17 protein-coding genes are annotated in these 20,475 nt (G+C 71.1%); 13 read left to right on the forward strand and 4 right to left on the reverse strand.

The features are described 5' to 3' along the window. The first annotated feature begins 74 nt into the window (after positions 1-74). The 10 genes from OHA91_RS08095 (at position 75) to OHA91_RS08140 (ending at position 11,886) form a co-directional block, all read left to right on the forward strand. Positions 75-890 carry a TetR family transcriptional regulator gene (locus tag OHA91_RS08095; protein WP_031158087.1) on the forward strand — a complete coding sequence of 272 codons (816 nt, stop codon included), beginning with the start codon at positions 75-77 and terminating at the stop codon, positions 888-890. 388 nt (positions 891-1,278) lie between these two features. Then, on the forward strand, positions 1,279-2,616 hold the full coding sequence (gene ccrA, locus OHA91_RS08100) for a crotonyl-CoA carboxylase/reductase (protein ID WP_031158088.1): 1,338 nt from the start codon (positions 1,279-1,281) through the stop codon (positions 2,614-2,616). A 31-nt stretch (positions 2,617-2,647) separates the two neighbouring features. Continuing rightward, positions 2,648-4,729, forward strand: a complete 2,082-nt coding sequence (locus tag OHA91_RS08105) for a protein meaA (RefSeq protein ID WP_037634175.1) — start codon at positions 2,648-2,650, stop codon at positions 4,727-4,729. Then, the gene (locus tag OHA91_RS08110) at positions 4,726-5,700 is read left to right on the forward strand and encodes an HpcH/HpaI aldolase/citrate lyase family protein (RefSeq protein WP_031158092.1); all 975 of its coding nucleotides are present in this window, start codon (positions 4,726-4,728) and stop codon (positions 5,698-5,700) included. The genes OHA91_RS08105 and OHA91_RS08110 overlap by 4 nt, the downstream gene beginning before the upstream one ends. A 15-nt stretch (positions 5,701-5,715) precedes the next feature. Continuing rightward, positions 5,716-6,228, forward strand: a complete 513-nt coding sequence (locus OHA91_RS08115; RefSeq protein ID WP_030027414.1) for a MaoC family dehydratase — start codon at positions 5,716-5,718, stop codon at positions 6,226-6,228. Positions 6,229-6,230: 2 nt separating this feature from the next. Next, complete coding sequence (locus OHA91_RS08120) at positions 6,231-7,436, forward strand: acyl-CoA dehydrogenase family protein (RefSeq protein ID WP_031158096.1); 1,206 nt, start codon at positions 6,231-6,233, stop codon at positions 7,434-7,436. A gap of 186 nt (positions 7,437-7,622) precedes the next feature. After that, positions 7,623-8,279, forward strand: a complete 657-nt coding sequence (locus OHA91_RS08125; protein ID WP_031158098.1) for a phosphatidylserine decarboxylase — start codon at positions 7,623-7,625, stop codon at positions 8,277-8,279. Next, positions 8,266-9,126, forward strand: a complete 861-nt coding sequence (pssA, locus tag OHA91_RS08130; RefSeq protein ID WP_245386197.1) for a CDP-diacylglycerol--serine O-phosphatidyltransferase — start codon at positions 8,266-8,268, stop codon at positions 9,124-9,126. Before OHA91_RS08125 ends, pssA begins: the two co-directional genes overlap by 14 nt. Positions 9,127-9,873: 747 nt before the next feature. Then, entirely contained in the window at positions 9,874-11,358 is a 1,485-nt protein-coding gene (locus tag OHA91_RS08135) for an AlkA N-terminal domain-containing protein (RefSeq protein ID WP_328738935.1), read from the forward strand. Between the two features lie 12 nt (positions 11,359-11,370). Continuing rightward, positions 11,371-11,886 (forward strand): methylated-DNA--[protein]-cysteine S-methyltransferase, encoded by a 516-nt coding sequence (locus OHA91_RS08140; protein ID WP_031154506.1) that lies wholly within the window; start codon positions 11,371-11,373, stop codon positions 11,884-11,886. Here OHA91_RS08140 and OHA91_RS08145 read toward each other — a convergent pair. Further along, positions 11,868-12,938, reverse strand: a complete 1,071-nt coding sequence (locus tag OHA91_RS08145) for a class I SAM-dependent methyltransferase (protein WP_031154503.1) — start codon at positions 12,936-12,938, stop codon at positions 11,868-11,870. The two genes, OHA91_RS08140 and OHA91_RS08145, sit on opposite strands and share 19 nt — an antisense overlap. Positions 12,939-13,143: 205 nt before the next feature. Between OHA91_RS08145 and OHA91_RS08150 the strand changes: the two genes are divergently transcribed. Then, on the forward strand, positions 13,144-13,533 hold the full coding sequence (locus OHA91_RS08150; protein WP_328738936.1) for an SHOCT domain-containing protein: 390 nt from the start codon (positions 13,144-13,146) through the stop codon (positions 13,531-13,533). Positions 13,534-13,540: 7 nt separating this feature from the next. On the opposite strand, the gene OHA91_RS08155 is transcribed toward OHA91_RS08150, so the two are convergent. From OHA91_RS08155 to OHA91_RS08165, 3 genes are read right to left on the reverse strand one after another with little or no spacing between them, the layout of a single operon-like run. Next, positions 13,541-13,969 (reverse strand): hypothetical protein, encoded by a 429-nt coding sequence (locus OHA91_RS08155; RefSeq protein WP_031154497.1) that lies wholly within the window; start codon positions 13,967-13,969, stop codon positions 13,541-13,543. Positions 13,970-14,005: 36 nt separating this feature from the next. Beyond that, a complete protein-coding gene (locus OHA91_RS08160; RefSeq protein WP_266493359.1) occupies positions 14,006-14,506 on the reverse strand; it encodes an NUDIX domain-containing protein in 501 nt (166 codons plus the stop codon). A gap of 9 nt (positions 14,507-14,515) precedes the next feature. Next, complete coding sequence (locus OHA91_RS08165; protein ID WP_328738937.1) at positions 14,516-16,183, reverse strand: BCCT family transporter; 1,668 nt, start codon at positions 16,181-16,183, stop codon at positions 14,516-14,518. A gap of 143 nt (positions 16,184-16,326) precedes the next feature. Between OHA91_RS08165 and OHA91_RS08170 the strand changes: the two genes are divergently transcribed. Then, complete coding sequence (locus tag OHA91_RS08170) at positions 16,327-17,475, forward strand: glycerate kinase (protein ID WP_266493356.1); 1,149 nt, start codon at positions 16,327-16,329, stop codon at positions 17,473-17,475. Positions 17,476-17,665: 190 nt separating this feature from the next. Continuing rightward, complete coding sequence (locus tag OHA91_RS08175) at positions 17,666-20,434, forward strand: SpoIIE family protein phosphatase (RefSeq protein ID WP_037633199.1); 2,769 nt, start codon at positions 17,666-17,668, stop codon at positions 20,432-20,434. Positions 20,435-20,475: the final 41 nt, after the last annotated feature.

The raw sequence follows: 20,475 nt of genomic DNA on the forward strand, positions 1-20,475 counted from the left end.
GCTCTCCCCCGCATCCACCCCTCTCCCACCCCCCTCAGGCGCGCTCCCCTGCGCGAATGAAGTACTTTCGCTCTATGTCCCAGCCCGCCAAGACCTCGCCCCGCGCCTCCTCGGCCCCCGACGCCCCGGAGAGCGCGGCCGGCACCCGGGCTGCCGCCCAGCGGCTCAAAATGCGCCGCGAGCTGGCCACGGCGGCCATGGAGCTGTTCGCCACCAAGGGGTACGAGGCGACGACGGTCGACGAGATCGCCGCGACGGCCGGGGTCGCGCGGCGGACCTTCTTCCGGCACTTCCGGTCGAAGGAAGAGGCGATCTTCCCGGACCACGACGACACCCTGATCCGCGCCGAGGCGGTCCTGGACGTGGCCCCGGCGCACGAGCACCCGCTCGACACGGTGTGCCGCGGGATCAAGGAAGTCATGAAGATGTACGCCGCCTCGCCCGCGGTGTCGGTGGAGCGCTACCGGCTGACCCGCGAGGTGCCGGCGCTGCGGGAGCGGGAGATCGCCTCCGTGGCCCGGTACGAGCGGCTGTTCACGCGCTACCTGCTGGCGCACTTCGACGAGACCGACCACCACGACGGCAACGACGACCCGCTGCTGGCCGAGGTGGCCGCCTCGGCGGTGGTCACGGCCCACAACCACGTCCTGCGGCGCTGGCTGCGGGCCGGCGGCCAGGGTGACGTGGAGGCGCAGCTGGACCACGCCTTCTCGATCGTGCGCAAGACCTTCGGTACGGGGATCGGCGCGGGCCGCACCCTGGGCCCGGCGGCGCCGTCCGCGCCGGCGGCCGTCCGTACGGAGGGCGAGGTGCTGGTGGCGGTGGCCCGCACCGACGCGCCCCTGGACGAGGTCATGCGGACCATCGAAGAGGCACTGCGCGCGCGGTAGCACCGCCGGAAGCGATGCTCGTCACAGCGGCCGTCCCCGAGGAGGGGGCGGCCGCTTTCGTATGTCCGGCTTGCCCCTACTCGGCGGTAACTCTGATCGATCATCGCTCATCTGCGCAGGTCAATAGGCAAATGAGAGAAAGTTTTGGCACGCGGTGCCTTGCCGGGTGACACGGGGTGCCATACGTTGAAGTCGTCCGGATGTCCCCGCGACCCACGCCCACACGGCACGGAACGCGCCCCGGACGCCTGCGTCACCAGGCACCCCGCACGCCCCACCACGGGCGGCGCCCAGCACCACAGCACAGCCGGACCGACGGCACACCGCACCCGCTCCACGCACCCGTTCACCTCAGCGCACCCTCATCAGCGCTAGCCGGAGGCTCACCGTGAAGGACATCCTGGACGCGATTCAGTCGCAGTCCGCCACCGCAGCAGACTTCGCAGCCCTGCCGCTTCCCGACTCGTACCGCGCGATCACCGTGCACAAGGACGAGGCGGAGATGTTCGCGGGGCTGACGACACGCGAGAAGGACCCGCGCAAGTCCCTCCACCTGGACAACGTCCCGGTGCCGGAGCTGGGCCCGGGCGAGGCCCTGGTCGCGGTCATGGCCTCCTCGGTCAACTACAACTCCGTGTGGACCTCGATCTTCGAGCCGGTCTCCACCTTCAGCTTCCTGGAGCGCTACGGGCGCCTGTCGGAGCTCACCAAGCGCCACGACCTCCCGTACCACGTCATCGGCTCCGACCTCGCGGGCGTCGTCCTGCGCACCGGCCCCGGCGTCAACGCCTGGAACCCGGGCGACGAGGTCGTCGCGCACTGTCTGTCCGTCGAGCTGGAGTCCTCCGACGGCCACAACGACACGATGCTCGACCCCGAGCAGCGCATCTGGGGCTTCGAGACCAACTTCGGCGGCCTGGCCGAGATCGCGCTCGTCAAGTCGAACCAGCTGATGCCCAAGCCCGACCACCTGAGCTGGGAGGAGGCCGCCTCCCCCGGCCTGGTCAACTCCACCGCCTACCGCCAGCTGGTCTCCAGCAACGGCGCCGGCATGAAGCAGGGCGACAACGTCCTGATCTGGGGCGCCAGCGGCGGCCTCGGCTCCTACGCCACCCAGTTCGCGCTGGCCGGCGGCGCCAACCCGATCTGCGTCGTCTCCTCCCCCGAGAAGGCCGACATCTGCCGGGCCATGGGCGCCACCGCGGTCATCGACCGCAACGCCGAGGGCTACAAGTTCTGGAAGGACGAGCACACCCAGGACCCCCGCGAGTGGAAGCGCTTCGGCTCCAAGATCCGCGAGCTGACCGGCGGCGAGGACATCGACATCGTCTTCGAGCACCCGGGCCGCGAGACCTTCGGCGCCTCGGTCTACGTCACCCGCAAGGGCGGCACCATCACCACCTGCGCCTCGACCTCGGGCTACATGCACCAGTACGACAACCGCTACCTGTGGATGTCGCTGAAGCGGATCGTCGGCTCGCACTTCGCCAACTACCGCGAGGCGTGGGAGGCCAACCGCCTGATCGCCAAGGGCAAGATCCACCCCACCCTGTCGAAGGTCTACTCCCTGGAGGAGACCGGCCAGGCCGCCTACGACGTCCACCGCAACCTCCACCAGGGCAAGGTCGGCGTCCTCGCGCTGGCCCCCGAGGAGGGCCTGGGCGTCCGCGACCACGAGATGCGCGCCAAGCACCTCGACGCCATCAACCGCTTCCGCAACGTCTGAGACCGTTCAAAGGCCTAAGGGACAGCCTGAGATGACAGAGCGCCAGAAGGACCGTCCGTGGCTCATGCGGACGTACGCCGGCCACTCCACGGCCGAGGCGTCCAACGAGCTGTACCGCCGCAACCTCGCCAAGGGCCAGACCGGCCTGTCGGTCGCGTTCGACCTGCCGACGCAGACCGGCTACGACCCCGACCACATCCTCGCCCGCGGCGAAGTGGGCCGGGTCGGGGTCCCGGTCTCCCATCTGGGCGACATGCGGAGGCTGTTCCAGGACATACCCCTGGAACAGATGAACACCTCGATGACGATCAACGCCACCGCCATGTGGCTGCTGGCGCTCTACCAGGTGGCCGCCGAGGAGCAGGGCGCGGACATCGCCCAGCTCCAGGGCACCACCCAGAACGACATCGTCAAGGAGTACCTCTCGCGCGGGACGCACGTCTTCCCGCCGGGGCCGTCCCTGCGGCTGACGACCGACATGATCGCGTACACGGTCAACCACATCCCGAAGTGGAACCCGATCAACATCTGCAGCTACCACCTGCAGGAGGCCGGGGCCACCCCGGTCCAGGAGATCTCGTACGCGATGTCCACGGCGATCGCCGTCCTCGACTCGGTGCGCGACTCGGGGCAGGTTCCCGAGGAGCGCTTCGGCGAGGTGGTCGCCCGTATCTCCTTCTTCGTGAACGCGGGCGTCCGCTTCATCGAGGAGATGTGCAAGATGCGCGCCTTCGGCCGCATCTGGGACAAGGTCACCAAGGAGCGCTACGGCATCGAGAACGCGAAGCAGCGCCGCTTCCGTTACGGCGTCCAGGTCAACTCCCTGGGACTCACCGAGGCGCAGCCGGAGAACAACGTCCAGCGCATCGTGCTGGAGATGCTCGCGGTCACCCTCTCCAAGGACGCCCGCGCCCGCGCGGTGCAGCTGCCCGCCTGGAACGAGGCGCTGGGCCTGCCCCGGCCCTGGGACCAGCAGTGGTCGCTGCGCATCCAGCAGGTCCTCGCCCACGAGAGCGACCTGCTGGAGTACGACGACATCTTCGCCGGATCCCACGTCATCGAGGCCAAAGTCGACTCCCTGGTCGCCGACTGCCTGGCCGAGATCGACCGGATCCAGGAGATGGGCGGCGCCATGGCCGCCGTCGAGTCCGGGTACCTGAAGTCCCAGCTGGTCTCCTCGCACGCCGAGCGGCGGGCGCGGATCGAGGCCGGCGAGGACAAGATCGTCGGCGTGAACTGCTTCGAGCAGACCGAGCCGAACCCGCTGACGGCCGACCTGGACGGCGCCATCATGACCGTGGACGGGGCAGTGGAGGCCTTCACCGTCGAGCGGATCGGCCGCTGGCGCGCCGAGCGCCAGGAGTCCTCGGACCGCCAGGGGAACGGCGACCCGTTCGTCTTCCCCACCACCCAGCAGGCGCTGGAGCGCCTGAAGGAGGCCGCGGCGGGCACCGAGAACCTGATGGAGGCCACCCTGGAGTGCGCCCGGGCCGGTGTCACCACCGGCGAATGGGCGGGCGCGCTGCGCGAGGTGTTCGGCGAGTTCCGCGCACCGACCGGGGTCTCCTCGGCCCCCGTCGCCGTGACCGCCGAACCGGGCACGCCGATGCACGAGGTCCGCGAGAAGGTCGCCCGCACCGCCGACGAGCTCGGCTCGGGCCGGCTGCGCCTGCTGGTGGGCAAGCCCGGCCTGGACGGGCACTCCAACGGCGCCGAGCAGATCGCCGTCCGCGCCCGCGACGCCGGCTTCGAGGTGGTCTACCAGGGCATCAGGCTGACGCCGGAGGAGATCTCCTCCGCCGCGCTGGCCGAGGACGTGCACTGCGTGGGACTGTCCATCCTGTCCGGATCGCACAGCGCCCTCGTCCCGGACGTCCTGGAGCGGCTGCGCGGGGCGGGGGCGGGTGACATCCCCGTCATCGTCGGAGGCATCATTCCGAACGCCGACGCCGTCGCGCTCAAGGCCGCGGGTGTCGCCGCGGTCTTCACCCCGAAGGACTTCGGCATCACGGAGATCATCGGCCGTATCGTCGACGAGATCCGCAAGGCCAACAAGCTCGCCCCCCTCGACACAGACAACGCACTCGTTGCAAGCACGGAGGTCCCCGCATGACCACGCCCGTCCACCCGGTGAACCGCCTTCGCCCGCGTCGCTCCTGCCTCGCGGTGCCCGGCTCGAACCCGCGGTTCCTGGAGAAGGCCCAGGGCCTGCCGGCCGACCAGGTCTTCCTGGACCTGGAGGACGCCTGCGCCCCGCTCGCCAAGGAAGGCGCCCGCCACACCATCGTGGACGCGCTGAACAACGGCGACTGGACCGGCAAGACCCGCGTCGTGCGCGTCAACGACTGGACCACCCACTGGACCTACCGCGACGTCATCACCGTCGTCGAGGGCGCCGGCCAGAACCTCGACTGCATCATGCTGCCGAAGGTCCAGGACGCCCAGCAGGTCGTCGCCCTCGACCTCCTCCTGACCCAGATCGAGAAGACCATGGGCTTCGAGGTCGGCAAGATCGGCATCGAGGCGCAGATCGAGAACGCCAAGGGCCTGGTGAACGTCGACGAGATCGCCGCCGCCTCGCCCCGGCTGGAGACCATCATCTTCGGCCCGGCCGACTTCATGGCCTCGATCAACATGAAGTCCCTGGTCGTGGGCATGCAGCCGCCCGGCTACCCGGCGGACGCCTACCACTACATCCTCATGCGGATCCTGATGGCGGCCCGTACGCACAACCTCCAGGCCATCGACGGCCCCTTCCTCCAGATCCGCGACGTGGACGCCTACCGCGAGGTGGCCGGCCGGGCCGCGGCGCTGGGCTTCGACGGCAAGTGGGTGCTGCACCCCGGCCAGGTCGACGCGGCCAACGAGGTCTTCTCCCCCTCCCAGGAGGACTACGACCACGCCGAGCTGATCCTCGACGCGTACGACTGGTGCACCTCGGAGGCCGGCGGCAAGAAGGGCTCCGCGATGCTCGGCGACGAGATGATCGACGAGGCCAGCCGCAAGATGGCCCTGGTCATCGCGGGCAAGGGCCGGGCCGCCGGCATGGAGCGCACCACCAAGTTCGAGATTCCCGCCAGCTGACAAGGACAGACCACCATGCAGTTCGGACGCACGTACGAGGAGTTCGAGGTCGGGGCCGTCTACAAGCACTGGCCCGGGAAGACGGTCACGGAGTACGACGACCACCTCTTCTGTCTCCTGACCATGAACCACCACCCGCTCCACATGGACGCGAACTACGCCGAGAACACCACCGACTTCGGCAAGAACGTGGTCGTGGGCAACTACATCTACTCGCTGCTGCTCGGCATGTCCGTGCCGGACGTCTCCGGGAAGGCCATCGCCAACCTGGAGATCGAGTCCCTGCGGCACGTGGCGCCGACCTTCCACGGCGACACGATCTACGGCGAGACCACGGTCCTCGACAAGACCCCGTCGAAGTCGAAGAACGACCGCGGCATCGTCTACGTCGAGACCAAGGGCTACAAGCAGGACGGCACCCTCGTCTGCGTCTTCCGGCGCAAGGTGATGGTCCCGACCGAGACGTACATCAAGGAGCGCGGCGGCGAGCAGCCCGGCCGCCCCCAGCTGAAGACCCAGGAGAAGTAGCCATGGCCCGACTCGCCCAGACCGCCGGGCTGACCGACGTCCAGCGGGAGATCCTCAAGACCGTCCGCGAGTTCGTCGACAAGGAGATCATCCCGGTCGCCACCGAGCTGGAGCACCGCGACGAGTACCCGCAGCAGATCGTCGACGGTCTCAAGGAGCTCGGCCTCTTCGGGCTGATGATCCCGGAGGAGTACGGCGGCCTGGGTGAGTCGCTCCTCACCTACGCCCTGTGCGTCGAGGAGATCGCGCGGGGCTGGATGTCCGTCTCGGGCATCATCAACACGCACTTCATCGTGGCGTACATGCTCAAGCAGCACGGCACTCAGGAGCAGAAGGACCACTTCCTCCCGCGCATGGCGCTGGGCGAGGTGCGCGGCGCGTTCTCGATGTCCGAGCCGGCGCTCGGCTCCGACGTGTCGGCCATCACGTCCAAGGCGGTGAAGGACGGCGACGAGTACGTCCTGAACGGCCAGAAGATGTGGCTGACGAACGGCGGCAGCTCCACCCTGGTGGCCGTTCTCGTCCGGAGTGACGAAGGACACCCCGAGGGCACCGCGCCCCACAAGTCGATGACGACGTTCCTCGTCGAGAAGGAGCCCGGCTTCGGTGAGGTCCGCCCCGGCCTGACCATCCCCGGCAAGATCGACAAGATGGGCTACAAGGGCGTCGACACGACCGAGCTCATCATGGACGGACTGCGCATTCCGGCCAATCGCGTCCTCGGCGGCCAGACCGGCCGAGGGTTTTACCAAATGATGGACGGCGTCGAGGTCGGCCGCGTCAACGTGGCGGCGCGTGGCTGTGGCGTCGCTCAGCGTGCTTTCGAACTCGGCGTCTCGTATGCCCAGCAACGTCACACTTTCGGCAAGGCGATCGCCGAACACCAGGCCATCCAGTTCAAGCTGGCCGAGATGGCTACCAAGGTCGAAGCCGCTCATGCGATGATGGTGAATGCAGCACGCAAAAAGGACTCTGGGGAACGAAACGACCTCGAAGCGGGGATGGCGAAGTACCTCGCCTCCGAGTACTGCAAGGAGGTCGTGGAGGACGCCTTCCGGATCCACGGTGGATACGGATTCTCGAAGGAGTACGAGATCGAGCGCCTCTACCGCGAGGCCCCGATGCTGCTGATCGGCGAAGGTACCGCCGAGATCCAGAAAATGATCATCGGGCGACGCCTGCTCGAGGAGTACCGACTCCAGGGCTGAAAGTCCCTTTTGCGGCGGATCCTCCCCGGGTCCGTCGCAGCAAGGTCACTACCAGTCACTGGCCGACGGTCATCGACTCGGCTTCTGGCTTGCCCAGTTGTTGCGCGCAACCGATAGCATTCCAGTAAAGCCGCCGTCCCGTCCCCCTGTTTGCGGCGCGGCAATCACCCGCTACGAAGGTCATCCATGCCCCACAGCCAAACCTCTGCATCCCGCGACAGCCGACTCGGCGTACGTCTCGCCCGCGGAGCATCGCCGTGGCTTCTGCCGACCGTCGCCACCGCGGCGCTCAGCCTCACCCGGGCGCGCAAGTCCGGACGCTGGGCCGCTGTGGCCGTGCCCGCAACCGCGCTCGCCGCGGGCATGCTGTGGTTCTTCCGCGACCCGGAGCGTGAGATCGCTCAGGGCCGTGTCATCTCGCCCGCCGACGGTGTGGTGCAGAGCATCATGCCGTGGAAGGACGGACGGACCCGGGTCGCGATCTTCATGAGCCCGCTCAACGTCCACGTCAACCGCGCGCCCCTCGCGGGCACGGTGACGTCCGTGGAGCACATCCCCGGCGGATTCGTCCCGGCTTTCAACAAGGAGAGCGAGAACAACGAGCGCGTTGTCTGGCACTTCGACACCGAGCTCGGTGACATCGAGATGGTGCAGATCGCCGGCGCCGTCGCCCGGCGCATCGTCCCGTACCTGCCGGCCGGCACCAAGGTGGAGCAGGGCGAACGCATCGGTCTGATCCGCTTCGGCTCCCGCGTCGACATCTACCTCCCGGAGGGCGTCGAGGTCGCGGTCGAGGTCGGTCAGGCCACCACCGCGGGGGTGACACGAATTGACCGTGACTGACCCTGAGACTCCGGCCACCGGCTGGGTGCCCGAGTCCGCCGAGGAGGAGTCCGCAGAGGACGACATGCCGCTCTCGCTGCGGCTGTCGATAGCGGACACCCTCACCCTCGGCAACGCAACGTGCGGATTCATGGCGGTGTACTTCACCACCACCGGAATCCTCATCCCGCACCTGACCGGGAGCGGCGAGACGGGCATGGCCCGCAACAGCGCCGCCACGGCGGTGATACTGATGCTGCTCGCCGCGGTCTTCGACCTCTTCGACGGCATCGTGGCCCGCAAGCTGCGCAGCTCCCCGATGGGTGCCGAGCTGGACAACCTGTCCGACCTGATCAGCTTCGGCCTGGCCCCGGCCTACTTCGTCCTCGTCTACGGCATGGTCGCCGTCGACGCGGACCAGAAGATGTCGGCGCTGGCCGCGATCGTGGTGCTGCTCGCCGTGGTGCTGCGGCTCGCGAGATTCAGCTGCGTGACGATGAAGGACGGCATGTTCCAGGGCATGCCGAGCCCGTTCGGCGCGCTGACGGTCGTGTCGATCGTGCTGCTGGAGCTTCCGTTCATCCCGACGCTGCTGGCGATCATCGGGGTGGCGTGGCTGATGGTGAGCCGGGTCGAGTACCCCAAGCCGCGGGGTGTCCTCGCGGTGGCGATGCTCTGCTGGATCATCGGCGCGATGGGGCTGCTGGCGGCCTGGGCGTTCGACGCCCCGGGCGGTCAGCTGCTGCTGCAGACCGGCTGTGCGCTGCAGATCGCGATGGCGGCGACCATTCCGCTGTTCGCGACGACTCGGAGGGCCAACACCTTCCGCCACAACCGCCGCGAAGCCCGCGCCACGTCGCTGCGCTAGCTGTACCGATGAGGGCCCCCGGATGCCATGGGCATCCGGGGGCCCTCTGCGTGTCCGGGGGCGGGGCCGGGCGGCGGTGGCGCGGGTCGGGGCCGGGGCCTGCGGCGGGGCGGGGAGGGTCCGGGGTAGGCATGATTTATGGCCCCCGAGCGGAATGCCACAGGACTCGGCACAAGGGCCACAAATCACGTTTTACACCCCGGACCCTCCCCGCCCCGCCGCCGTCCCCGTCCCCGACCCCGACCCGGCCCCCGTGCCCACGGAGCGACCCGGCCCTGTCCCGGCCCCCTTGCCCACGGAGCGACCCGGCCCTGTCCCGGCCCCCGTTACTCGGCCCGACCCCACCCCGACCCTGACCTGTCCCCTCCAGGCCCCTTCCCCCCACCCCATGGCCCCCTCATGGCCCCCTCATGGCCTCCATGACCCCCGTGGCGCCTCAGGGCCGGGGACTGGGTGCAGGAGGGGCCCAGGACGGGGGGGTGGGCCTGAGGGCGGGGACGGGGTCGGTGGTGGGGCGGGGGCTGTCCGGGGTGTAAAACGTGATTTGTGGCCCTTGCCGCGGGGCGCCTTTCCATCCGGCCGGGGGGCCATAAATCATGCCTACCCCGGACAGCCCCCGCCCCGCCGCCGGCCACGGCCCCGCCCGCCCCCGCCCACCCGACCCCACCCCACCCCACCCCACCCCGCGTTAGCCTTGATGTCGGAAAACCGCCAGCCGCCGGGGATCACGCCCCGGATCCTGGAGCCATGCACACCGACACCGAGCGCTGCGTAAGGGCCGTGCAGTCGAAGGACGCCCGCTTCGACGGCTGGTTCTTCACCGCCGTCCTGACCACCCGGATCTACTGCCGGCCCAGCTGCCCCGCCGTGCCGCCGAAGGTCGAGAACATGACCTTCCTGCCCAGCGCCGCCGCCTGCCAGCAGGCCGGGTTCCGCGCCTGCAAGCGCTGCCGGCCCGACACGAGCCCCGGCTCCCCCGAGTGGAACGCCCGCGCCGACGCCGTCGCCCGGGCGATGCGGCTGATCCAGGACGGGGTCGTCGACCGCGAGGGCGTCCCCGGCCTGGCCAACCGCCTCGGCTACTCCACCCGCCAGGTCGAACGGCAGCTGGGCGCCGAACTCGGCGCCGGCCCGCTCGCCCTGGCCAGGGCCCAGCGCGCCCAGACCGCGCGGCTGCTCATCGAGACCTCCGAGCTTCCGATGGGCGACGTCGCCTTCGCCGCCGGCTTCTCCTCCATCCGCACCTTCAACGACACCGTCCGCGAGGTCTTCGCCCTCTCCCCGAGCGAGCTGCGGGAGCGGTCCGTGAAGGCCGGGCGGAAGAAGGACGCCCCGCCCCGGATCCCCGGGACCATCAGCCTGCGGCTGCCGTTCCGGGCCCCCCTGAACCCCGACAACCTCTTCGGGCACCTCGCCGCGACCGCCGTCCCCGGTGTCGAGGAGTGGCGCGACGGCGCCTACCGCCGCACCCTGCGCCTCCCCCACGGCACCGGCGTCGTGGCGCTGACCCCGCAGCCCGACCACATCGGCTGCCGCCTGGCCCTCACCGACCTGCGCGACCTGACGATCGCGATCAGCCGCTGCCGCTGGATGCTCGACCTCGACGCGGACCCCGAGGCCGTCGACGAGCAGCTGCGCTCCGACCCGCTGCTGGCGCCGCTCGTGGACAAGGCCCCGGGGCGCCGTGTCCCCCGTACGGTCGACGCGGCGGAGTTCGCCGTGCGGGCCGTGCTGGGCCAGCAGGTGTCCACCGCGGCGGCGCGCACGCACGCCGCCCGGCTGGTCACGGCGTACGGGGAGCGCGTCGAGGACCCGCTGGGCGGGCTGACGCACCTCTTCCCGTCGCCGCAGGCCCTCGCGGGGCTCGACCCGGAGTCGCTGGCCCTGCCGCGCAGCCGGCGGGCCACGCTCACCACCCTGGTGTCGGCGCTGGCCGACGGTTCGCTGCCGCTCGGCATCGACAGCGACTGGGACGCGGCCCGCGCGCAGCTGTCGGCGCTGCCCGGCTTCGGCCCGTGGACCACCGAGGTGATCGCGATGCGGGCGCTCGGCGACCCGGACGCGTTCCTGCCGTCCGATCTGGGCGTGCGGCGCGCCGCGCAGGGGCTCGGTCTGCCGTCGACCCCGTCCGCGCTCACGGCGCGGGCCGCCGGCTGGCGGCCCTGGCGCGCGTACGCCGTCCAGTACCTGTGGGCCACGGACGCCCACCCCATCAACCACCTGCCGGTCTGAGGAGCAGCAGTCATGCGAGACACCGCGAACAGCCGCAAGCAGCACACCGTCGTCGACAGCCCGTACGGTCCGCTCACCCTGGTGGCCGCGGACGGCGTCCTCAGCGGCCTCTACATGACCGGGCAGCGCCACCGCCCGGCTGAGGAGTCCTTCGGGGAGCGGGTGGCGGCCGGCGAGGAGCCCTTTCCCGAAGTGGTGCGCCAGCTGGCCGCGTACTTCGCCGGGGAGCTGACCGAGTTCGACCTCCCGCTCCGGTTGGAGGGCACCGAGTTCCAGCGCAGCGTCTGGGAGCAGCTCGCGCGGATCCCGTACGGCGAGACGTGGTCGTACGGGGAGCTGGCGGCGAAGCTGGGCAAGCCGAACGCCTCGCGCGCGGTGGGTCTGGCCAACGGGAAGAACCCGGTCGGGATCATCGTGCCGTGCCACCGGGTGATCGGCGCGTCCGGCAGCATGACCGGCTACGGCGGCGGGGTCGAGCGCAAGGTGCGGCTGCTGGCCTTCGAGGCCGGTCAGGGTCTGACGTCGTAGAGGACGTTGAAGGGGTCTTCGGCGGGAGAACGGGTGACTTCGCGGAAGCCGGCCTCGGCACAGAGGGTGCGGACGGTCTCCTCGGGCAGGCCGCAGGTCCCGAGGGCGGCTCCGTCGCCGGCCAGGGACGTGGTCATGCAGTAGAAGACGCTGAACCCGTACAGGAGCGAGGCGACGGGGCCGACGTTGTCCTCGGGGCGGTCCCGGGAGTTGACCTCCAGCATGAGGTAGTCGCCGTTGTCCTTGACGGCGGCTCTGATGGCGGCCAGCAGGCCCCGGGGGTCCGCGGCGTCGTGGATGACGTCGAAGGTGGTGACGATGTCGTACCGGTCGGGGAGGCCCTGTGCGACGTCGAGGAGGCGGAAGGAGACCCGGTCGGCGACGCCCGCCCGTTGGGCGTTGGCGCGGGCGCGTTCGACCTGGGCCGGGAAGACGTCGAAGCCGGTGAACCGCGAGCGCGGGAACGCCTTGGCGAGCACGATCAGGGCCCGGCCCGCGCCGCAGCCGACGTCCGCGACGTAGCTGCCGCGTTCGAGCTTGCCGACGACGTGCGGGAAGGTGGAGAGCCAGTCGTCGATCATGACGCTCTCGAACCAGCTGCCGGAGAAGCGGCTCATGCCGTCCCAGACGGAGGGCGGGTAGGCGGCCTGCGGTACGCCGCCGCCCGTCCGGAAGGCGTCCACGAGTTGTTCGTAGGGCTGCCAGAGGCCGGGGAGCATCTGGTGGACGCCGCCCAGGAACATCGGGCCCGGTTCGGCGGCGAGTGCGGGGACGTGTTCGGGGGGCAGGGCGAAGGTGCCCGGTTCGGGCTCGGTGAGGTAGCCGGCGGCCGTGAGGCCGCGCAGCCACTCGCGGACGTAGCGTTCGCGCAGGTCCAGTCGGTCCGCCAGGTCCTGGCTGCGGGTCGGGCCGTGGGCGGCGAGGTCCTTGAACAGGCCGAGCCGGTCGCCGATGGCGCACAGTGCGGTGGCCATGGCTCCGCTCAGGTCCCCGAGCGCCTTTTCCATGAAGGCTTCGACCTTCGCGCTGTCCGGTTCCCTGGGTGCGGCCATGGGTGCGTGCTCCTGTGGGGTCGGCTGCGGCCGCCGGTGTGCGGCCCTAGCCCCTAGGCAAGCATCCGGGCGCCGTCCGGCGGGGTCGCCGCAGCGGCGGCGGGGCCGAAGTCACTCCAAGGGGGTCCGGCAACAGATCGCTCCGAATGCGGACATAAGGGAGCACCTGTATGAAAGGAGTACCGCTACACGATCGGAGCCGGGCATGGACGACTATCCGCTTCTGAACCTCTTCTGGACGATGCTGTGGCTGTTCCTGTGGATCATGTGGTTCTTCCTGCTCTTCAAGATCATCACGGACATCTTCCGTGACCACACGATGAGCGGCTGGGGCAAGGCGGGATGGCTGATCTTCGTGCTGATCCTGCCGTTCCTCGGCGTGTTCGTGTACCTCATCGCCCGCGGGAAGAGCATGGGCGAGCGGGACATGAAGCAGATGCAGGAGAACGAGGCGGCCTTCAAGCAGTACGTCCAGCAGGCGGCCGGCCCCGGCAGCGGTTCGGCGGACGAGTTGCACAAGCTCTCCGCCCTCAAGGACAAGGGCGACATCACCCAGGAGGAGTTCGACCGCGCCAAGGCCAAGCTGCTGGCCTGACCCCGGGTCAGACCACGAGGAGCGGGACGAGCAGGGCGAAGGCGGCGCCGGCCTCCACGGCGTAGCCGTAGAGCGAGGGGTGCTGCACGGGGGCGGCCAGCAGCACCACGCTCGACTGGGTGGCGGCCGCCGCCACCCAGTCGGTGTCGGCGCCTAGGTTGCCCTCGTACCAGCCCTCGCAGGCGCCGGGGCCGGTGACGGCGAGGAAGTCGTCCTCGCGGCGGTAGAGGGCCCGCCAGTCGGCGGCGGGTGTGGACCAGCCCTCGAAGTCGGCGAACTGGGCCCAGCCGCCCTCGCGTATCGCGGTGTCGAAGAGCCACACCGGCGTCCCGTCGGGGGTGACCTCGCCACCGGCCTGCTGGTCCGTCGTGAAGTGGACCATGGGCAGGGCGTCCGGCCCGTCAGCCGTGCTGGGCCAGGCGTACATCGTGATCATCTTCTGATTCTGTCCTGGTCGAAGTAAGCCGGGTGTTTACGAGGTGACCGGGCGCCGGCCGTTCTCCAGTTCCGCGGTGCCCTCACCCGACCGGAGGACGCGGTAGGCCTCTTCGGTACGCCGGCCGAGCGATCCGGGCAGGTAGGTGGTGAGTTCGGCGGGGTCGACGAGCCGCCACGAGACCAGTTCCTCCTCCTGGAGCCTGATCGAGGCGAACTGGGCCTCGTCGAGCACTCCCCCGTCGTAGAGGTACGCGACGAGCGGCGGGCGGCCGGGGCCGAGCGTCCAGTCCACGGCGAGGAGGCGGCCGAGGGGGACGTCGATGCCGATCTCCTCGGCGCTCTCCCGGCGGGCGGCGGTGCGCGGCGACTCGCCCTGGTCCGACTCGATGGTTCCGCCCGGCAGGGCCCAGCCCTCGCGGTAGTTGGGCTCGACGAGCAGGACCCGGCCCTCGGCGTCCCGGTAGAGGGCGGCCGCGCCGGCCAGCACCCGGGGCAGGCTCGCGATGTACGTGGCGAAGTCATCCGTGGTGGTCACCCGGCCACCCTACCGAGGGGGCGGTCGGTCGGCCGCCCGCCCCTGTTCGGTGACGGCGTCTCCGACCATGGCCCGGACCGCGTCCCGCACGCCGTGCAGGGGATGGTGGCGGGCGGGTCCCGCGCCGGGGTCCTCGCGGAGCTCCTTGAGCAGGGCCCAACAGAGCAGCAGCATGACGACGACGAAGGGCAGCGCGACCAGGATGGTGGCGGTCTGCAGGGACTTCAGGCCGCCCGCGAGGAGCAGTACCGCGGCCACGGCGGCCATCAGCACGCCCCAGGTGACGACGAGCCAGGTGGGCGGGTGGAGGGAGCCGCGGCTGGTGAGGGAGCCCATGACGAGGGAGGCGGAGTCGGCGCTGGTGACGAAGTAGGTCATGACGAGGGCCATGGCGACCCACGAGGTGAGCGTGGACAGCGGCAGCGCGTCCAGCATGGCGAAGAGGGAGGCTTCGGTGCCTTCCTCGAGCTCGGCCGCGAAGTCGACGGCGCCGGTGGAGTCGAGGCGGATGGCGGTGCCGCCCATCACGCAGAACCAGACGACGGTGGCCCCGCTGGGTACGAGCAGCACCCCGATGAGGAACTCGCGGATGGTGCGGCCCCGTGAGATGCGGGCGATGAAGGTGCCGACGAAGGGGGCCCAGGAGAGCCACCACGCCCAGTAGAAGATCGTCCACGCGCCGAGCCAGGCGCTGTCGGTGAAGGCGCCGGTGCGGCTGGCCATGGGCAGCAGCTCGCTCAGGTAGCCGCCGACGCCGGAGGGGATCACGTCGAGGATGTAGACGGTGGGGCCGAGCAGGAAGACGAAGACCATCAGGACGGCGGCGAGCACGATGTTGCTGGTGCTCAGCCACTTCACTCCCTTGTGCAGGCCGGAGAAGGCGGAGAGCACGAAGGCCGCCGAGAGCGAGCAGATGATGATCAGCTCGACGGTGGTGGAGTCCTCGATCCCGGTGGTGAGGCTGAGTCCCTTGGACACCTGGAGCGCGCCGAGGCCGAGGCTGGTGGCGGTACCGAAGACGGTGGCGAAGACGGCGAGCAGGTCGATGGCCCTGCCGGGCCCGCCGTCGGCCCGTTCCCGGCCGATCAGGGGGACGAAGGCGGAGCTGAGGCGGTTGCCGCGGCCCTTGCGGAAGGTCGCGTAGGCGAGGGCGAGGCCGGCGATGCCGTAGATGGCCCACGGGGTGAGGGTCCAGTGGAAGAAGGAGTACTCCATGGCCGCTAAGGCGGCCGCGCCCGTGCGGGGGGCCGCCCCGGAGGCGGGCGGCGGGGCCAGGTAGTGGGTGAGCGGCTCCCCCACGCCGTAGAACATCAGGCCGATGCCCATGCCGGCGCTGAACATCATCGCGATCCACGACAGGTTGGTGAACTCGGGCTCGGAGTCGTCGGCGCCGAGGCGGATCCGGCCGAAGCGGCTGATCGCGAGGACGACGCACATGACGAGGAAGACGTCCGCGGCGATCACGAACAGCCACGCGAAGTTGTTCAGGACCCAGGCCAGGGCGGCAGCGGAGGCGGTGTCGAAGGAGTCCTTGCCGAGGGCCGCCCAGGCGACGACGGCCAGCACGGCGATCACGCCGACGCTGACGACGGTGAGGTCGGGGGCGCCGTCCACCGGACTGCCGGAGCCCCCTCCGGGGGTGTCCGGACGTGGCTGTTCCAGTGATTCGGCGCTCATGCGGCCACACTATGCAGGCGTATATCCCTATTTAGGGGCATGGCGCGCCGGGTGTGGCCCAGGCCACTCATGGGCATAGGAGGATCCTCCGGATAAGCTCATGGCGGCGCGACTGCACTGTTCGATAGCAAGGGAATAGCAAGGTGACGGACGGAGCAGTAACTGAGGCCGCGCGCGTGCTCATCGCCGCGGACAAATTCAAGGGCTCGCTCACGGCCGTTCAGGTCGCGGAGCGGGTCACGGCCGGCCTCCGAAGGGCCGTACCGGGCGTGGAGATCGAGACCCTCCCCGTCGCGGACGGCGGCGACGGCACGGTCGCGGCCGCCGTCGCGGCCGGTTTCGAACGCCGGGAGGTACGGGTCACCGGGCCCCTCGGGGACCAGGTCACGGCCGCCTTCGCGCTGCGCGAGGGCACCGCGGTGGTCGAGATGGCGGAGGCCTCCGGTCTCCAGCTGCTGCCGGCGGGCACCTTCGCCGCGCTGACGGCGACCACGTACGGCTCGGGCGAGGTCCTCAAGGCCGCGCTGGACGCGGGTGCCCGCTCGATCGTCTTCGGCGTCGGCGGCAGCGCCACCACGGACGGCGGCGCCGGCATGCTCGCGGCTCTCGGTGCGGTGTTCCTGGATGCGAACGGCGAACCGGTCGGTCCGGGCGGCGGCGCGCTGGCCGACCTGGCCTCGGCCGACCTGTCGGGCGTGGACCCGCGCTTCGCGGAGGTCGACTTCGTCCTGGCCAGCGACGTGGACAACCCGCTGACCGGTCCGAAGGGCTGCGCGGCCGTCTACGGCCCGCAGAAGGGCGCCTCGCCCGAGGACGTGGCGACGCTCGACGCGGCGCTGGCGCACTACGCGCAGGTGCTGGAGAAGTCGATCGGCCCGAAGGCCGCCGAGCTCGCCGCCTCCCCGGGCGCGGGCGGCGCGGGCGGCATCGGCTACGGCGCGCTGCTGCTGGGCGCGAGCTTCCGTCCCGGCATCGAGCTGATGCTGGAGGTACTGGGCTTCGCGCCGGCGCTGGAGCGGGCCACGCTCGTCATCACCGGTGAGGGCTCGCTGGACGAGCAGACCCTGCACGGCAAGGCTCCCGCGGGTGTCGCGGCGGCCGCGCGCGCCGCCGGCAAGCCGGTCGTGGCGGTCTGCGGCCGGCTGCTGCTGGGCCAGGAGGCCCTGCAGGCGGCGGGCATCCGCAAGGCGTACCCGCTGACGGACCTGGAACCCGACCCGGCCAAGTCCATCCCGAACGCGGGTCCCCTCCTGGAGCAGGTCGCGGCGAACATCGCCGCCGACGTCCTCTGACCCACCCGGCCCGGAGGCCCGGCCCCCCGCCCGGGGGCCGGGCCTCGGCCGTTCCACGGGCCGGAGCGGGCGGCCGTGCGGGCGCGGCCGGTCGGCGCCGCCGCCCGGCCACGCCCAAACCCCGGGACAGTGTTAGAAAGGGCTCATGACCGGACGTTTTGGTCGACAGCCGACCGGGAGGGGTTCGCGCATGTCCGCTCGCCTGTCCCGGGGGGCGCACAGTGTCGCCGGTCAGGTCTTCGCCCTCATGGCGGTGATCGTGGTGCTGCTCACCACGGCCGCCGCGCTGGCCCTGGTCTTCCAGGCCCGCTACGACAGCCAGCGCGACGCCCGCAACCGCTCGCTCGCCGCCGCCGAGGCCTTCGCGCACGCCCCCGGCCTGCCGGAGGCGCTGATGTCCCGGGATCCGACGGCCGCGCTCCAGCCGTTGGCCGAGGCCGCCCGCAGGGCCTCGGGCCTCGACTTCATCGCCGTGATGGACGTCCGCGGGGTCCGCTACACCGACTCGCGGCCCGAGCTGATCGGCCAGCGCGCCTCCGACGTCTCCCGGGCCGTCGCCGGGGAGTCCTTCACGGAGGTCTTCCAGGGCCAGCCGAGCGATGCCGTCCGGGCCGTGGTCCCCGTGCGGAACGCGGACGGCGCCGTCATCGGCCTGGTCGGCACCGGCATAGAGGTGGAGAACGTCTCCCACGCGGTGGAGGGGCAGCTCCCGCTCCTCGTGGGCGCCACGGCCGGCGGACTGCTGCTCGGCACCGCCGGCGCCGCCCTGGTCAGCCGGCGGCTGCTGCACCAGACCAGGGGCCTGGGCGCCGCCGAGATGACCCGGATGAACGAACACCACGAGGCCGTTCTGCACGCCGTGCGCGAGGGCGTGCTCATCATCGGCAACGACCAGCGGCTCATCCTGGCCAACGACGAGGCCCGCAGACTCCTGGACCTGCCGCAGGACGCCGAGGAGCGCGCCGTCGGCGACCTCGGTCTCGACCCCCGCACCACCGAGCTCCTCGCCTCGGGCCGGGTCGTGACGGACCACGTGCACCTGGCGGGCGACCGGCTGCTCGCGGTCAACGTACGGCCGACCATGGCGTACGCGGGGCGGCCGGCGGGCCGCGTGGTGACGCTGCGCGACACTACGGAGCTCGCCTCCCTCACCGGCCGGGCCGAGGTCGCCCGCAGCCGCCTGCAGCTGCTGTACGACGCGGGCGGGCGGATCGGCACCACGCTCGACGTGGTGCGCACCGCCGAGGAGCTGTCGGAGGTGGCCGTACCGCGCTTCGCCGACTTCGTGACGGTGGAGCTGCTGGAGCCCGTACTGCACGGTGACGAGCCCTCCGACGTCACCGGCGTCTACACCGAGATGCGCCGGGCGGCCATCACCGGCGTGCGCACCGACTCGCCGCTCCAGCCGGTCGGCGACCTCATCCGGTTCGTGGTGCCGACGGCCCCGATGGCGGCGGCCCTGGACGAAGGGCACGCGGTGCTGGCTGCCGATCTGAACGCGGCCATGGGCTGGCGGGCCCAGGACTCCGAGGGCACCCGCGTGGCCCTCGAGTACGGGTTGCACTCGCTGATCTCCGTACCCCTCCAGGCCCGCGGGGTGGTCCTCGGCATGGCCAACTTCTGGCGCGCCGACACGCCGGAGCCCTTCGACGGGGAGGACCTGTCCTTCGCGGAGGAGCTGGGTGCGCGGGCGGCCGTCTCCATCGACAACGCCCGCCGCTTCACCCGCGAGCACGCGACGGCCGTGACCCTCCAGCGCAGGCTCCTGCCCCGGGTGCTGCCCGACCAGAGCGCCGTGGACGTGGCCTACCGCTACCTGCCGGCGAAGGCGGGGGTGGGAGGCGACTGGTTCGACGTGATCCAGCTCCCGGGCGCCCGCGTGGCGCTGGTCGTGGGCGATGTCGTCGGGCACGGGGTGCACGCCGCGGCCACCATGGGCCGGCTGCGGACCGCGGTGCACAACTTCGCCACCCTGGACCTGCCGCCCGACGAGCTGCTCGGGCACCTGGACGAGCTGATCAACCGGATCGACCAGGACGAGGCCGGGGGCGGGGGCGGGGACGCGGACGGGAGCGGAGCGGGCGGGGAGCACGGAGGGCCCGACGGTGCGGCCGAGCGTGCTTCCGCCGTCACCGGGGCCACCTGTCTCTACGCGGTCTACGACCCGGTCTCCGGACGGTGCCGGATGGCGAGCGCCGGGCATCCCGGGCCCGCGCTGATCAGCCCCGACGGCGGGGTGGAGTTCCCCGAGCTGCCGGCCGGGCTCCCGCTCGGCGTGGGCGGGATGCCCTTCGAGGCGGTCGAGTTCCAGCTGTCCGAGGGGAGCCGGCTCGTGTTGTTCACGGACGGCCTGGTCGAGGACCGCGACCGGGACTTCGACACCGGTCTGCAGCTCCTCGCCGACGCGCTCTCCCGTCCCGGCCGCAGCCCCGACCAGGCGGCCTCGGACGTGCTCGCGACGATGCTGTTCCCGGTGCCGAGCGACGACATCGCGCTGCTGATCGCGGACACCCGGCGGCTGGAGGCGGACCGGATCGCCGAATGGGAGGTGCCCGGCGAGCACTCGGCCGTCTCCCGGGTGCGCAACGCCGGCTCGGCGCAGCTCGTCGAGTGGGGCCTGGGGGACATCTCCTTCGCCGTGGAGCTGATCCTCAGCGAGCTGGTCACCAACGCGATCCGGTACGGGAGCGCGCCCGTCGGGGTCCGCCTGCTGCGCGACCGGAGCCTGATCTGCGAGGTCTCCGACGGCAGCAGCACCTCCCCGCACCTGCGGTACGCGGCCACCACAGACGAGGGCGGGCGCGGACTGTTCCTCGTCGCGCAGTACGCCGAACGGTGGGGCACCCGCTACACCGACCGCGGGAAGGTCATCTGGGCCGAGCTGCCGCTGACCGGCGGCGCGGAGCCGCAGCCGCCGGCCCCGCTGGACCTGGACGCGCTGGAGGACATGGCCTGGTGACGCTGCGGTCCGCCGGGGGGCCGCGGCGGGCCGTCGTCGGC

It is taken from the genome of Streptomyces erythrochromogenes, from assembly GCF_036170895.1.
In the GTDB taxonomy this organism is placed as follows: Bacteria; Actinomycetota; Actinomycetes; order Streptomycetales; family Streptomycetaceae; genus Streptomyces; species Streptomyces erythrochromogenes.